The sequence below is a fragment of the Variovorax sp. W2I14 genome, assembly GCF_050435205.1.
In the GTDB taxonomy this organism is placed as follows: Bacteria; Pseudomonadota; Gammaproteobacteria; order Burkholderiales; family Burkholderiaceae_C; genus Variovorax; species Variovorax paradoxus_C.
The window spans coordinates 6593117-6607097 of sequence record NZ_JBNDJX010000001.1; the positions used below are offsets into that span (position 1 = coordinate 6593117).

Annotated in this window: 10 protein-coding genes; 4 read left to right on the forward strand and 6 right to left on the reverse strand. The window is 67.5% G+C overall.

Annotated elements, in window-relative coordinates:
- Nucleotides 1–58: 58 nt before the first annotated feature.
- Together cphA (QF040_RS30745) and cphA (QF040_RS30750) are read right to left on the reverse strand one after the other, a co-directional pair.
- A complete protein-coding gene (cphA, locus tag QF040_RS30745; protein ID WP_429614096.1) occupies nucleotides 59–2626 on the reverse strand; it encodes a cyanophycin synthetase in 2568 nt (855 codons plus the stop codon).
- Nucleotides 2627–2663: 37 nt separating this feature from the next.
- Nucleotides 2664–4901: a cyanophycin synthetase gene (cphA, locus tag QF040_RS30750; protein ID WP_429614097.1), complete on the reverse strand. Its 2238-nt coding sequence runs from the start codon at nucleotides 4899–4901 to the stop codon at nucleotides 2664–2666.
- Nucleotides 4902–5040: 139 nt separating this feature from the next.
- On the opposite strand from cphA (QF040_RS30750), the gene QF040_RS30755 reads away from it, so the two are divergent.
- Both QF040_RS30755 and QF040_RS30760 read left to right on the forward strand, forming a co-directional pair.
- Nucleotides 5041–7314 carry an ABC transporter ATP-binding protein gene (locus QF040_RS30755; protein WP_429614098.1) on the forward strand — a complete coding sequence of 758 codons (2274 nt, stop codon included), beginning with the start codon at nucleotides 5041–5043 and terminating at the stop codon, nucleotides 7312–7314.
- Nucleotides 7311–7790, forward strand: coding sequence for a DUF1854 domain-containing protein (locus QF040_RS30760; RefSeq protein WP_429614099.1), 480 nt, complete (start codon nucleotides 7311–7313; stop codon nucleotides 7788–7790). Before QF040_RS30755 ends, QF040_RS30760 begins: the two co-directional genes overlap by 4 nt.
- 7 nt (nucleotides 7791–7797) lie before the next feature.
- Here QF040_RS30760 and QF040_RS30765 read toward each other — a convergent pair whose 3' ends face one another.
- On the reverse strand, nucleotides 7798–8943 hold the full coding sequence (locus QF040_RS30765; RefSeq protein ID WP_429614100.1) for an acyltransferase family protein: 1146 nt from the start codon (nucleotides 8941–8943) through the stop codon (nucleotides 7798–7800).
- A gap of 86 nt (nucleotides 8944–9029) precedes the next feature.
- The gene (locus QF040_RS30770) at nucleotides 9030–9440 is read right to left on the reverse strand and encodes a DUF2177 family protein (protein WP_429614101.1); all 411 of its coding nucleotides are present in this window, start codon (nucleotides 9438–9440) and stop codon (nucleotides 9030–9032) included.
- Nucleotides 9441–9518: 78 nt separating this feature from the next.
- Between QF040_RS30770 and queC the strand changes: the two genes are divergently transcribed.
- Nucleotides 9519–10232 (forward strand): 7-cyano-7-deazaguanine synthase QueC, encoded by a 714-nt coding sequence (gene queC, locus QF040_RS30775; protein ID WP_013539596.1) that lies wholly within the window; start codon nucleotides 9519–9521, stop codon nucleotides 10230–10232.
- Here the strand turns inward: queC and QF040_RS30780 are convergent.
- Nucleotides 10214–12019: an ABC transporter ATP-binding protein/permease gene (locus QF040_RS30780; protein WP_429614102.1), complete on the reverse strand. Its 1806-nt coding sequence runs from the start codon at nucleotides 12017–12019 to the stop codon at nucleotides 10214–10216. The two genes, queC and QF040_RS30780, sit on opposite strands and share 19 nt — an antisense overlap.
- A 135-nt stretch (nucleotides 12020–12154) precedes the next feature.
- Entirely contained in the window at nucleotides 12155–12715 is a 561-nt protein-coding gene (locus QF040_RS30785) for a phosphonate degradation HD-domain oxygenase (RefSeq protein ID WP_429614103.1), read from the reverse strand.
- 182 nt (nucleotides 12716–12897) lie between these two features.
- Between QF040_RS30785 and QF040_RS30790 the strand changes: the two genes are divergently transcribed.
- Nucleotides 12898–13935 (forward strand): putative 2-aminoethylphosphonate ABC transporter substrate-binding protein, encoded by a 1038-nt coding sequence (locus QF040_RS30790; RefSeq protein WP_013539599.1) that lies wholly within the window; start codon nucleotides 12898–12900, stop codon nucleotides 13933–13935.
- The last annotated feature ends 46 nt before the right edge of the window (nucleotides 13936–13981 follow it).

Below are 13981 nucleotides of genomic sequence, written 5' to 3' on the forward strand. Positions count from 1 at the left end.
GCGGGCCGGACACGCCCTTCGATGTGGGACATGTCCGTCAACCCATCTACCAGCGTGCTCAGCCTGCTGCGATGCGCTGTGCCAGGTGAGCGAGCGCTTCCTCGACCTGGTCGACCAGGATCAGCGACAGGTCGCCGGGCTGCAGGCGGGCCAGTGCCGCATCGATCGCCACGAACTCGCCGCGGATCTCGTCGATCTGGCGCGTGCGACCCGCGCCTTGAAGGCCCTGGCGCAGCAGTGCCATCACCTCGCCATCGGCGCGGCCCCTTTGCGCGGCGTCCTGATACAGGATCACGTCGTCGAAGGCTTCGCCGAGGATGGCCGTCTGGTCGCGGATGTCCGAATCGCGCCGGTCGCCCGCGCCGCTGATCACCACCGAGCGCTTGTTGGCCGGCATGGTGTCCACGGCCGAGACCAGCGCGCGCATGGCGTCGGTGTTGTGGCCGTAGTCGGCGATCACGGTGGCGCCGCGGTAGTCCATGACGTTGAAGCGCCCGGGCACGCCGGCCGCGTCGTTCATGAAGCTCGCGAGGCCGCTGCGGATGGTGTCCCAGTCGAGGCCGACGGCCCAGGCCGCGGCCACCGAGGCCATCACGTTGTCGACCTGGAAGCCGATGGTGCCGTTGCGCGTGATCGGCACGTCGCGCAGCGGAATGCGCTCGCGCCACGAGCCTTCGGCCGCGACCAGCGTGTCCTGGTCGACATACACGGTGCGCTTGCCCTGCGCGCGGTGCGTGGCCATCACCGGGTGCATGCGGTCGGCGGTGAAGAAGATCACGTGGCCGGGGCAGCCGGCCGCCATGGCAGCAACGTTCACGTCGGCCGCATTCAGCACCGCGTAGCCGTCGGCGGCCACGTTGCGCACGATCACGCGTTTGAGCACCGCGAGGTCTTCCACGGTGGTGATGTAGTTCAGGCCCAGGTGGTCGCCGCTGCCGATGTTGGTGACCACGGCCACCTGGCAGCGGTCGAAGCCGAGGCCCTCGCGCAGCACGCCGCCGCGGGCCACTTCGAACACGGCCGCATCGACGTCGGGGTGCATCAGCACGTTGCGCGCGCTTTTGGGGCCGCTGCAGTCGCCGCTGTCGGTCTGGCGGCCATCGACGTACACGCCGTCGGTGTTCGTCATGCCGGTGCGCAGGCCGCTGGAGGCGAGCAGGTGGTTGATGAGGCGCGCAGTGGTCGTCTTGCCGTTGGTGCCGGTGACGGCGACCACGGGAATGCGGCCGTCGTCGCCGTGGGCGAACATGGTGTCGACCACCGCCTCGCCGACCGCGCGGCCGCGGCCGAACGAGGGCGAAATGTGCATGCGAAGGCCCGGCGCGGCGTTCACTTCGACCACGCCGCCGTGCTGCTCTTCGAGCGGACGCAGCACGTTCTCGCAGACCATGTCGACGCCGCAGATGTGCAGGCCGACCATTTGCGCCGCATCGACCGCGCGCGCGGCCACTTCGGGATGCACGGTGTCGGTCACATCGGTGGCGGTGCCGCCGGTGGAGAGATTCGCGTTGTTGCGCAGCACCACGCGCTGGCCGCGCTCGGGCACGCTCTCGGGCGTGAGGCCTTGCGATTCGAGCCGGCCGATGGCGATGTCATCCAGGCGGATCTTGGTGAGCGAGGTGGCATGGCCCTCGCCGCGGCGCGGGTCGAGGTTCACGGTGTCCACCAGCTGGCGCACGGTGAGCTGGCCGTCGCCGATCACCTGCGGCGGATCGCGCCGCGCGGCGGCCACGAGCCGGTCGCCCACCACCAGCAGGCGGAAGTCGAAGCCCGGCAGGAATTTCTCGACCATCACCTCGCCATAGACGGCGGCGGAGTCGTAGGCCGAGGTCAGCTGTTCCTGGGTGGTGATGTTGACGGTGACGCCCTTGCCCTGGTTGCCGTCCTGCGGCTTCACCACGACCGGCAGGCCGATTTCGCCGGCCGCGACCCAGCCGTCTTCGGCGCTGGTGACGGGGCGGCCCAGCGGCACCGGCACGCCGGCGGCGTTGAGCAGTTGCTTGGTCAGTTCCTTGTCCTGCGCGATCGACTCGGCCACGCCGCTGGTGCTGTCGACCTCTGCCGCTTGGATCCGGCGCTGCTTGGAGCCCCAGCCGAACTGCACCAGGCTGCCGCTCGTGAGGCGCCGGTACGGAATGCCGCGCGCCACGGCCGCATCGACGATGGAGCCGGTGCTCGGGCCGAGCCGCTCGGATTCGTCCAGGTCGCGCAGTTCGGTGATGGCGGCGGTCGCGTCGAAGGGCGTGTCCGCCTGCGCGGCGGCGATCAGCGCTTCGGCCAGCTCGATCGCGCGGCGGCCTACGGCCTCTTCGCTGTACTGGAACACGACCTGGTAGACGCCGTCTTCCACGGTCGGCGCGGTGTGGCCGAAGTTGACCGCGCAGCCGGCCTGCGCCTGCAGCGCCACGGCCGCGTTTTCGAGCACGTGGGCGAGCGCCAGCGGCTGGCCCAGCACCATCGGGTGCAGTTCGCCGATGGTCGGGAAGCGGGCGCGCAGGCGCGCTTCGAAACCGGCGAGCTTGCTGATGGCGTTTTCATCGCCTTCGCAGGCCACGACCGCCTCGATGGCGGTGTGGCGGCTCCAGAGATTGGGCCCGCGAAGGGCTCGGATGCGGGTGACTTTCATGGGGCTTGCGAGAGCTTGCAGTCGGGCGCTGGGCGCCTCAGACGAATTGAGGTTGAAGGGGCTGCGTTTGCGACAGTTGCAGCGAAGCCAGGGCCGCCTGCAGATCGGCTTCGAAAGCCTCCACGCCGGCGCCGATCAGGTTCAGCGGAATGCCCATGGCCCACGCGGCTGCCACAGCGGCCAGCAGGCTTTCGAGGGTCACGCCGGTATGGGTGGCGCGCCAGATCGTGAGGCGGCCCAGGCCCGGCAAGAACGATTCGCTGCTGCCGTTGGCCAGCACCACGCGGTCCTGCCGCACGAGCACGGCCTTGCCACCGGTGCTTTGGTGCGCGACGAGCGCGGCGGCCTGCGAGTCGGCCGAATACAGGATGACGGCGCCATCGCACAGCGGCGCGAGGCCGGCCACGCGCGCATCGGCGGCGTTCAGCACGGCCGTGCCTTCGCCCAGCACCACGTCGACCTGGGTGCGCAGCACCTTCACCATCTGGTCGCTCTCTGTGATGTCGTAGTCGGCGAGCGCTTCGGCGCCTTCCAGGTCGGTCACGATGCCGACCTCGCAGCGGTCGTAGGCCAGGCCGTCGCGCAGGATGGTCTCGGCGCCGTTCTCGATCACCACGGCCTGCACCGCGCGGTTCACCAGCAGGCGATGGCCGGCTTCCCAGTTGGCGCTGTCGCGTGCATCGACCCGGCGGCGCTCGAGGAACAGGCCGTCGCGACAGGCCAGGCCCGTGTGGCGCCCGCCCAGGTTGATGAGCCAGGCGACGAGGCGCGCGAGCACCGCGGTGTCCTGCGAGCCGGCCACGCCGACCACCGGAATACGGCCGGGTGCATCGTTGGGGAACAGGTGGTCGCAGATCGCGCGGCCCACCGGGCGCGGCGAGCCGACGGCCGGCTTCAGGTGCATCAGGAGACCGGGGCCGGCGTTGACTTCGACGATCGCGCCGCGCTGCGGGCCGAGCGGCTTGGAGATGTCCTGCGCCACGAGGTCGATGCCCGCGATATCGAGGCCCACGACGCGCGCGGCCAGCACGGCGGCGTGCGCGACTTCGGGGTGGACCTGGTCGGTGCAGTCGTTGGCCATGTTGCCGTTGCGCTGGATCGTGACCACGCGGCCGGCGGCCGGCACGGCGGCGCCATCGAGTTCCTGGCGCTTGAGTTCGAGCTGCAGCTTGGCGTCGGTGGCCAGCACGATCAGGTCGAGCGGATATTCCTCTTCGGCGCCGCGGCGCGGGTCGCTGTTGAGCTGCTTTTCGATGAGTTCGGCCACGCTCAGCTTGCCGTCGCCGGTCACGGTGATGATCTCGCCGCGTGCGGCCGCCACCACTTCGCCGCCCACCACCAGCAGGCGGTGTTCGTGGCCGCGGATGAAGCGCTCGACCATCACGTCGCTGCCTTCGGGCTCGGCGACCGCGAAGGCGGCCATCACTTCTTCGCGCGTCGTCAGTTCGAGCGACACGCCGCGGCCGTGGTTGGCGTCGGAAGGCTTCACGACCACCGGCAGGCCGATGTCTTCGGCGGCTTCCCAGGCTTCCTCGGCGCTGGAAACGATCTGGCCTTCGGGCACCGGCACGCCGCAGCTGGCGAGCAGGGACTTGGTCAGTTCCTTGTCGCTGGCGATCGATTCGCCGATGGCGCTGGTGTAGTCGGTCTCGGCGGTCCAGATTCGCTGCTGGTTGGCGCCGTAGCCCAGTTGCACGAGGTTGCCGCTGTTCAGTCGCATGTGCGGGATGCCGCGGTCGGTGGCGGCGGAAACGATGGCGGCGGTGCTCGGGCCGAGATAGCAGTCTTCGACCTTGGCCTTGACCGCATCGACCGCCTTCTGCACATCGGCGGCGCTGAACGGGTCGTTGTTGATGGCGGCCATCAGGAGCCGGTGGCCCTCGGCCAGCGCCACCCGGGCGACCTGCTCGTCGCGCGCCCGGAACACCATGCGGTAGACGCCGTGCTCCGACGTACTACGGGTTTGCCCGAATCCGGTCGGCATGCCGGCCAGGTTCAGCAGTTCGATGACGACGTGCTCGAGCACGTGGCCCGACCAGGTGCCTTCGGTCAGCCGCTGGATGAAGCCGCCGCGCTCGCCCACGCCGCAATGGTGCTCGATAAGTGCCGGGAGCAGGCCCGTGAGGCGGTCGGTGAAACCGTCGATCTTGTTGGAGGGAAAGTCTTCCAGTTGGCCCAGGTCGAGCCAGACTTCGAGCACCGGACGGTAGGTCCAGAGGTTGGGACCGCGCAAATAGTTGATGCGCAGCAGGCGGATGTCGTCGAAACGGGTCATGAAAACGTTCGATGTGCTTTGGCCGAGCACCACGGCGCCTTCAAGCGCGCCCATGGCAATCGGTCAGAATCGGCGCCCGACAAAGGACGCCATGGCGCGGTCCCTGCGGCCCGCGACGGGCAAGAGTCAAAGAAACACAATGCAACATCACGATCCAGTCGGCACCCGGGAGGGAGAAATCGAGGCGGCTTCAGGTGCGCTGAAAAACCGGCTCGCAGTCGCGGAAAACGTTCTGGTAACACTGCCGGTTGACCTCGATTACGAACTTCGTTTCTCTTCCGGCCTGGTTGCCCTGACTGACCAGCGCCTGATTGCGCTGGAACCGGGGGGCGAATGGCGTGAGTGGCCGCTCACGGAACCCGCCCTTCAACTGCTCCTGGCCGACCATTCCGGCGTCGGCACGCTCGACCTGATCGGCCCCGACGGCCGCCTGGCGCGCTGGCGCTACACGCTGGCCAACCAGGCCCATGCGCTGCGCCTTCTCAAGCTTTTCGGTCAGCGGGCAGATGCTGTCGCCGAAGCGACACCGGATGCCATCGACGGCGACGAACTCGCGGACACCGAACTCCAGACTCCGCCCTCGACCTGGGTGCTGCTGCGCCTGGGCCGTTTCGCCAAGCCGTACAGGAAGCAGCTTTTCCTCGGGTTTTTCCTGACCCTGCTCTCGACCGCCGCCACGCTGGTCCCCCCGTACCTGACCATCCCGCTGATGGACGACATCCTGATCCCGTTCCAGAACGGCAAGCAGATCGATCCTTCGCTTGTCGCCCTTTACCTGAGCGGCCTCCTGGGCGCCGCGCTGCTGGGCTGGGGCTTGGGCTGGGCGCGCACTTATCTGCTGGCGCTGGTGTCCGAGCGCATCGGCGCGGACCTGCGCACCAGCACCTACGAACACCTGCTGACGCTGCCGCTCGATTATTTCGGCGGCAAGCGCACCGGCGACCTGATGGCGCGCATCGGTTCGGAAACCGATCGGATCAACGTCTTCCTGTCGCTGCACGCGCTCGATTTCGCCAACGACGTGCTGATGATCGTCATGACGGCGGCCATCCTGATCTCGATCAACCCGCTGCTGGCGGTGGTCACGCTGGTGCCGCTGCCCTTCATCGCCTGGATGATCCATGTGGTGCGGGATCGCCTGCGCACCGGGTTCGAGAAGATCGACCGCGTCTGGTCGGAAGTGACCAACGTGCTGGCCGACACCATTCCCGGCATCCGCGTGGTCAAGGCCTTTGCGCAGGAACGCCGCGAAGCCGACCGTTTCCGCACCGCCAATGCCTACAACCTGCAGGTGAACGACAAGCTCAACCGCACCTGGTCGGTGTTCACGCCGACCGTGTCGCTGCTGACCGAAATCGGCCTCCTCGTGGTGTGGGGCTTCGGCATCTGGCAGGTGGCGCGCGGCAGCATCACGGTGGGTGTGCTCACCGCCTTCATCGCCTACATCGGCCGCTTCTATACGCGGATGGATTCGATGAGCCGCATCGTCTCGGTCACGCAGAAGGCCGCGGCCGGCGCCAAGCGCATCTTCGACATCCTCGACCATGTGAGCAACGTGCCCGAGCCGGTGAACCCGGTGAAGGTGGAGCGCGTGCAGGGCCGCATCGAGATGAGCGGGCTGGGTTTCCGCTACGGCTCGCGCGCGGTGATTCACGACCTCGATCTCGTGATCGAGCCCGGCGAGATGATCGGCCTCGTCGGCCACAGCGGCTCGGGCAAGAGCACGCTGGTCAACCTGATCTGCCGCTTCTACGACGTGACCGACGGCGCCATCAAGGTCGACGGCACCGACATCCGCCGCTTCGCCGTGGCCGACTACCGCCGTCACGTGGGGTTGGTGCTGCAGGAGCCGTTTTTGTTCTTCGGCACCATCGCGCAGAACATCGCCTACGGCAAGCCCGACGCGACGCGCGAAGAAGTGGTGGCCGCGGCCCGCGCCGCGCACGCGCACGACTTCATCCTGCGCCTGCCGCACGGCTACGACTCGCTGGTCGGCGAGCGGGGTCAGGGGCTCTCGGGCGGCGAGCGCCAGCGCATCAGCATTGCGCGCGCGCTGCTCATCGACCCGCGCATCCTGATCCTGGACGAGGCCACCTCGGCGGTGGACACCGAGACCGAGAAGGAAATCCAGAAGGCGCTCGACAACCTCGTGCAGGGCCGCACCACCATCGCCATCGCCCACCGCCTCTCGACGCTGCGCAAGGCCGACCGGCTGGTGGTGATGGACCGCGGCGAGGTGGTCGAGGTCGGGCCGCACGATGCGCTCATGGCCAAGCAGGGCGCCTATTGGCGGCTCTACCAGGCGCAGTTGCGCCAAGCCGATGACGATGCGAGCGAAGGTGCCGTCGACGAACGCGCCGGTGCGCAGTTGCCGCTGATCAGCCACGCAGCACACCCGGCAGGCGACGCATGACACTCGACACCACCATCCCCTTTGCCATGGAGCGCGACGCCTTCGGCCGGCTCGTGCTGACCGACGCCCAGGGCGAGCGCCATGTGGGCATCACGCCCGTACGCGCCTTTCCGCTCACCGCGCCCGGCGAGGGCATTTCGCTGGTCGGCGGCGACGGCCGCGAGCTGGTCTGGATCGACCGCGTCGAAACGCTGCCGCCCCAGACCCGCGCGCTGCTCGAAGAAGAACTGGCGGTGCGCGACTTCGCGCCCACGCTGTTGAAACTGCACAAGGTCTCCAGCTTCGGCGTGCCCAGCACCTGGACCGTGAGCACCGACCGCGGCGACACCAGCTTCGTGCTCAAGGCCGAGGAAGACATCCGCCGGCTCGAAGGCGGCGCGCTGCTGATCGCCAGCGCGCACGGCGTGCAGTTCCGGATTCCCGATGCGAAGGCGCTGGACCGGCCTTCGCGCAAGCTGCTCGAGCGCTTTCTCTAGGCCGAGCTCAGAGCGGACTGCGCTTTCCGGCCGGCCCAAGTGCAGCGGCGGCGGCATCGCAGCCCGGCAGCGGCGTCTTCGACACGGCCGCCTGCTTCACTGCCTTGGCCCAGCGGTGGCCCCAGTCGGTGATCGGCTTCTCGAACCAGCGGTAGAGCTGGTCCGAGAGCACCAGCGCCAGGGCGAACGAAAGAAAGAGCAGCGTGCCGCCGACGATGGTGGGCGCCGGCAGCACCGCGATCACCGTGTGCGCGGCGGTGTACTGCACCAGGTACATCGCATACGAGCGATGCCCGACGAACACCAGCGGCTTCGAAGCCAGCGCCCGCGCGATCCAGGTGCGGCCGGCGATGAGGGCCGGGATCAGCATCGCGATCAGCAGGCTGTACAGCGCGATGGCCGAGGTATCGCCGATGCGCCCGGCGATCACTGGAAAGCGCCGGTGCACCACCAAGAGAGCCAGCACGAGCGCGATGGCCGCGCCATGGGTCATGAGGCAGCGAACCAGCCCGAAGGTGCGGCGCGCATTCATCAGGATGGCCAAGCCCGAGCCGAACAGCATGCCGACGTAGTTCTGCGGAAGCAGCAGCTTCCACTGGAAGTCGCCGATGCCGATCATGGCCAACGCCGCGAGACAGAAGCCGACGGTCGCCAGGCGCGAGCGCAGCGTTGTGCCGAAGGCCACCAGCAGCGCGGGCCAGACGAGGTAGTACTTCCACTCCACGCCCAGCGTCCAGGTCATGTGCAGCGGCGCCATGTCGGCCAGCTCGTTGAGCAGCGTCAGGTAGTACGGCGCGGCCGCCTTCATCTGCTCCCAGGTGCCGTCCTGCGCCAGATGGCTCAGGCCCAGCACGGCCAAGAAGACCAGCAGGTAGAGCGGCAAGAGGCGCGTGGTGCGGCGGATGTAGAACGCCTTGAGCGACACGCCGCCGGTGCTGTCGCGCTCGCGCAGCAGCAGTGTGGTGATCAGGAAGCCGGAGAGAACGAAGAAGGCGTGGACGCCGAGCCAGCCCGAGAAGCGGGTCCAGCCGATGCCGCCGAAATGGTCGCTGAAGACAAGGAAGACGGAGACGGCCCGAAGCCCGTCGAGTGCGCCGAAATTGCGTGTGCCCTGAAAGTCTTCGAAGCTGATCGCGGTGCCGCGCTCGCCCATCTTGTTGTCCCCTGCATCGTTGATGCAGGATTTTGCATTGACAAGGCGTTACAACCACCTGACTAAAGTCATGGTGTGGGGCGAAATCAACGCCCTGCGAACCAGCGCAAGGCCAGGGCGCCCGCCGCGGCTGCCACGCCGCTCACCAGCGTGCCCCAGGCGATGTCGATGAAGGACAGCGCCAGCGGCCAGTTGCGGATCACCGCCAGGTTGGTCAGGTCGTAGGTGGCATAGCAGAAGAGGCCGAAGAGCCCGCCCAGCACCGCCGCACGCGTGATGCTCTGCGCCTCGATGCCCGGCAGGATCGCGAAGATCAGCAGGCCGATGGGGTACAGCAGGTAGAACACCGCCGCGAAGGCCAGCCGGGGCTCCGGCGACATCAGGTCGCCCATGGCCTGCTGGTACATGTTCTTGGCGACGACGCCGAGCCAGAGCATGTCGATCACCAGCAGCACGATGAAGGTGGCGGCCCATGCGACGAGGTGTTTGGTGCTCATCCGCGGGATCGTATCCGCGCACCGGGGGAGCCCTGCGAAAATCGCGTCTTTGGACTACAGCGCCTTTCGCTGACGCACATGCCCCTGCACACCACCGCCCTCGTCTTGTTCTCCGGCGGCCAGGACTCGACCACCTGCCTGGCCGACGCGCTCTCGAAGTACCAGCGCGTGGAGACGCTGGGCTTCGACTATGGGCAGCGCCACCGCGTCGAGCTCGACGTGCGCGGCACCATCCTCGCCCAGATGCGCGAGCGCTTTCCCGACTGGGCGCCGCGCCTGGGCGAAGACCATGTGCTCACGCTCGCGGCGCTGGCCCAGCTGGGCGGCTCCTCGCTCACCGAGGAGGTGGCCTTCGCCATGCAGGCCGACGGCCTGCCCAACACCTTCGTGCCCGGGCGCAACCTGCTGTTCCTCACGCTGGCCGGCGCGCTGGCGTACCGCCGCGGACTGCAGGTGATCGTCACCGGCGTCTGCGAGACCGACTTCTCGGGCTACCCCGACTGCCGCGACGACACCATGAAGGCGATGCAGCTCGCGCTCTCGCTCGGGCTGGAGCGGCGCCTGGTCATCGAGACGCCGCTCATGTGGATCGACAAGGCCGAGACCTGGCAGATGGCGCACCGCCTGGGCGGCGAGCCGCTGGTCGAGCTGATCGTGGAAGAGACCCACACCTGCTACCTCGGCGACCGGGTGCATCGGCAGGCGTGGGGCTATGGCTGCGGCGAATGCCCCGCCTGCGATTTGCGCAAGAAGGGCTGGGAGCGCTACTCCGGTCAGGCCGCCGCCGGCTGAGCGGTCGAGGTGTTCAGGCGGTAGCGTGCGCCGCCGCCTGGCGTTCCGGTTCCTGTTCCTTCTTCTTGAGGCACCAGCGTCCAGCGCTGGTTGTGGAAGTCGCCGACCGCCGCGCGGTGCGCGATCGACACCATCGCGCCGCCCGCCGCGTGGACCGTGTCCGAGAGCCGCTTGTAGAGCTCGCTTTCGGCCTTGGCATCGAGCGCGCTGGTGATCTCGTCGGCGAAGAGCCATGCCGGTTTCTTCAGCAGCACGCGCGCGATGGCCAAGCGTTGTTGCTCGCCGCCGGAGAGCTTCTGGCTCCATGAATCGCTGTCGTCCAGGCGGGTGGCGAGGTCGGGGAGCAGGGCGTCGGTCAGGGCCTGGCGGAGCTGGTCGTCGGTGAAATCGGCGGCGGGGTTCGGATAGGTCAGTGCGTCGCGCAGCTTGCCATCGGGCACGTAGGGGCGTTGGGGCATGAAGGCGACGTTGTCGGGCACCTGTATCCGGCCTTTCGAGAACGGCCAGATTCCCGCGAACGAACGGAACAGCGTCGACTTGCCGCTGCCCGATGGGCCTTGCAGCAGCACGCTGTCGCCGGGTTTCACCGCGAGCGCGGCGCCGGCGAGCAGCGGCGTGCCGTTGGGTAGCGCGACCGCCAGGTCATCGGTGCGCAGTTCGGCGGCGGATGCGCGCTGCAAAGCCTGCTCCTGCGCGGCATGGGCGGTCATGCTGTCGTCGAAGCCGGTGAGACGGTCCGTGACGGCACGCCATACGGCCAGACTGTCGTAGTTGTCGACGAACCAGCTGAGCGCTTCCTGCACGCTGCCGAAAGCCGACCGGATCTGCATCAGGTGGCCGAGCTGGAACGCTCCGGCAAAGTACTGGTAGCCCGCGACGATGAACGGAAAGATCACGGCCGCCTGGCCGAAGAATGCAGTGAAAGTGACCAGGTTCTTCTGCTGCTTGATCAGTTGCAGGTAGTTGCGCAGCACGCTGGAGAAGCGCAAGTCGAGCTGTCCGCGCTCGACCTTCTCTCCCTTGTCCAGCGCGATCGCCTCGCTGTATTCGCGCACGCGCACCAGGTGATGGCGGAAGTCGGCTTCGTAGCGCTGCTGCATGAAGTTCAGCTTGATCAGCGGACGGCCGATGAAATGCGTGATGACGGTGCCGATGACGGAGTAGCCCAGCGCGATCCAGACCATGGCGCCGACGACCTGGTAGGTCGTGCCGGCGACGGTGAACGAGACGCTGCTCGACAGCACCCACAGCAGGCCGACGAAGCTTGTCAGGGTGACGACCGCATTCAGCAGGCCCATCGACAGCGACATCGTGGCGCTGGTGAACATCTGCATGTCCTCCTGGATCCGCTGGTCCGGGTTGTCGGGCACGCGGCCATCCTGGGTCGCGTAGCGCGCGAGTTCCAGGTGATAGAAGGTGTGGTTGGCCATCCAGCGTGACAAGTATTCGCGCGTCATCCAGCTGCGCCAGCGCAGCTGCAGCAGCTGCGTGACGTAGAACTTGAGCACCTGCACCGCGATGTTGAAGAAGGCGATCCAGCAGAACACGCCGACCTCGTGCCAGAAGGCCGCCGAGTTCTTGTTCTGCAGCGCGTCGAAGAAGCGGCCGTACCACTCGTTGCCCAGCACCGCCACGTACACGTAGAACAGGTTCAGCGCGACGATGCCCAGCAGCATGACGCGCGCCCGCCACTTCTCCTCAGACCTGAAATAAGGCGCAGACAGCGCAAAGACGCGCTTCAACACCTGGGCGAACGTGGCGGCGCGCGCCGTGACGGATGAAGACATGCAGGTTTCCTCGCAGGCGCTGGTGCGCCGGACATCGTGAGGAAGCCATCGTAGACAAATGTTTCTTAAAGCGGCCTGAAACCGGCCGAAGGGCAGAAACCCTCTTCTTTCTCAGCGCCTCAGCGCCTCAGCGCCTCAGCGCAGCAGAACCCGCGCAGCCGTCGAAAGAAAGTGCGCCAGCGGCGGCGTCTTCAGCCCGTCGACCTTCGCCTCTTCATCCCACAGCCGCAGCCGCACGGCATCGCCGGCCCAGCGATGCGCGGCAAAGCGGCTCGCCGCCTCCGCGTCCATCACCCCGCCTTGCAGCGCCAGACTGCGCACCGAATCCGGCGAGAGCTTCGAGACATAGTCCGGCCGCGTCGCGCACAGGTAGCGCTTGGCATCCACATGCAGCCGGATCGGCTCGCGCACTTCCACGTCGAAGGCGCCGCGCAGCAGCGGCAATGCGATGTACTGATGGCGGTCGTCGATGCCCAGCTCGGTGGGCGATTGCGACAGCGTCTGGTGCTCGGCGATCAGCAAATGTCCGAGATCGTGCAGCAGTGCGGCCGTGACCAGCGCATCGCCCGCGCCCGCCTGCTCGGCGAGCCACGCGCACTGCAGCGCGTGCTCCAACTGCGACACCGGCTCGCCCGCGTAGGCGACCCCGCCGCGTTCGGCGAACAGGCGGGCGATCTCTGCGAGGTCGAGTGTCATGAAAGTGAAACGGAGGCGGAAGCGCGTGCGACAGCCCATGAAGCGTCGGCGCGCGCCATGACATCCATGTGACGCATCTGACAAACCCTTGTCACATGGCGCTGCGAGCATCGCCGCGTTCACGGCCACGCCGTGCGTACTTTTGTCCGCGTCATCTCACTCATTGCCAGGGATTTCCCATCATGTTGCTCCGCTTCATCCGTCGTGCCGCCGTACCGGCCGCCCTGTTCTCGCTGGCGTTCGCCGCTTCGGCACAGGGTCGCACCGAACTGCTGGTCTACACCGCGCTCGAAGCCGACCAGGTGCAGGCCTACAAGGCCGCGTTCGAAAAGGAAAACCCGAGCATCGAGCTGAAGTTCGTGCGCGACTCGACCGGCATCGTCACCGCCAAGCTGCTGGCCGAAAAGGCCAACCCGCAGGCCGACGTGGTGTGGGGCCTGGCCGCCACCTCGCTGATGCTGCTCGACAAGGAAGGCATGCTCCAGCCGTACGCGCCCAAGGGCCTGGATGCGGTGAAGCCCACCATGCGCGATCCGGCCAACCCGCCCAAGTGGGTCGGCATGGACGTGTGGTCGTCGGCCATCTGCTTCAACACCGCCGAAGCCACCAAGAAGAACCTGCCCAAGCCCACGAGCTGGGCCGACCTCACGAACCCGGTCTACAAGGGCCAGATCACCATGCCCAACCCGGCGGCCTCGGGTACCGGTTACCTGATGGTGTCGGGCTGGATCCAGATGATGGGCGAGGAAAAAGCGTGGAAGTACATGGACGCGCTGCACCAGAACATCGGCATCTACAGCCAGTCGGGCAGCAAGCCCTGCCGCCAGGCGGGCGCCGGCGAATTCGCGCTCGGCATGTCCTTCGAATACCGCGCCAACAAGACCAAGCGCGACGGCGCGCCGATCGACATCGTGCTGCCGAAGGAAGGCCTCGGCTGGGACATGGAAGCCACCGGCATCATCAAGACCAGCAAGAAGCAGGACGCCGCCAAGGCGCTGGCCGACTGGGCTGTGACCAAGCAGGCCAACGAGCTCTACGCGAAGAACTTCGCCGTGCTCGCGCTGCCGGGCATCCAGGAGAAGCTGGAGTTCGTGCCGGGCGACGTCGAGAAGCTGCTCGCCAAGAACGACTTCACCTGGGCTGCCGCGAACCGCGACCGCATCCTCACCGAATGGTCGAAGCGCTACGAATCGAAGTCGGAAAAGAAGGCACCGCTCTGATGCACTCCCAACCGTTCGGGCTGAGCGTCCAACCCTTCGGGCCGAG

Coding starts and splice junctions, on each gene's coding strand:
- QF040_RS30785 (WP_429614103.1), bottom strand. CDS start 12,715: ATGACACTCGACCTCGCAGAGATCGCCCGCCTGTTCGCCGAACGCGGC.
- queC (WP_013539596.1), top strand. CDS start 9,519: ATGCCCCTGCACACCACCGCCCTCGTCTTGTTCTCCGGCGGCCAGGAC.
- cphA (WP_429614096.1), bottom strand. CDS start 2,626: ATGAAAGTCACCCGCATCCGAGCCCTTCGCGGGCCCAATCTCTGGAGC.
- cphA (WP_429614097.1), bottom strand. CDS start 4,901: ATGACCCGTTTCGACGACATCCGCCTGCTGCGCATCAACTATTTGCGC.
- QF040_RS30780 (WP_429614102.1), bottom strand. CDS start 12,019: ATGTCTTCATCCGTCACGGCGCGCGCCGCCACGTTCGCCCAGGTGTTG.
- QF040_RS30765 (WP_429614100.1), bottom strand. CDS start 8,943: ATGGGCGAGCGCGGCACCGCGATCAGCTTCGAAGACTTTCAGGGCACA.
- QF040_RS30790 (WP_013539599.1), top strand. CDS start 12,898: ATGTTGCTCCGCTTCATCCGTCGTGCCGCCGTACCGGCCGCCCTGTTC.
- QF040_RS30760 (WP_429614099.1), top strand. CDS start 7,311: ATGACACTCGACACCACCATCCCCTTTGCCATGGAGCGCGACGCCTTC.
- QF040_RS30770 (WP_429614101.1), bottom strand. CDS start 9,440: ATGAGCACCAAACACCTCGTCGCATGGGCCGCCACCTTCATCGTGCTG.
- QF040_RS30755 (WP_429614098.1), top strand. CDS start 5,041: ATGCAACATCACGATCCAGTCGGCACCCGGGAGGGAGAAATCGAGGCG.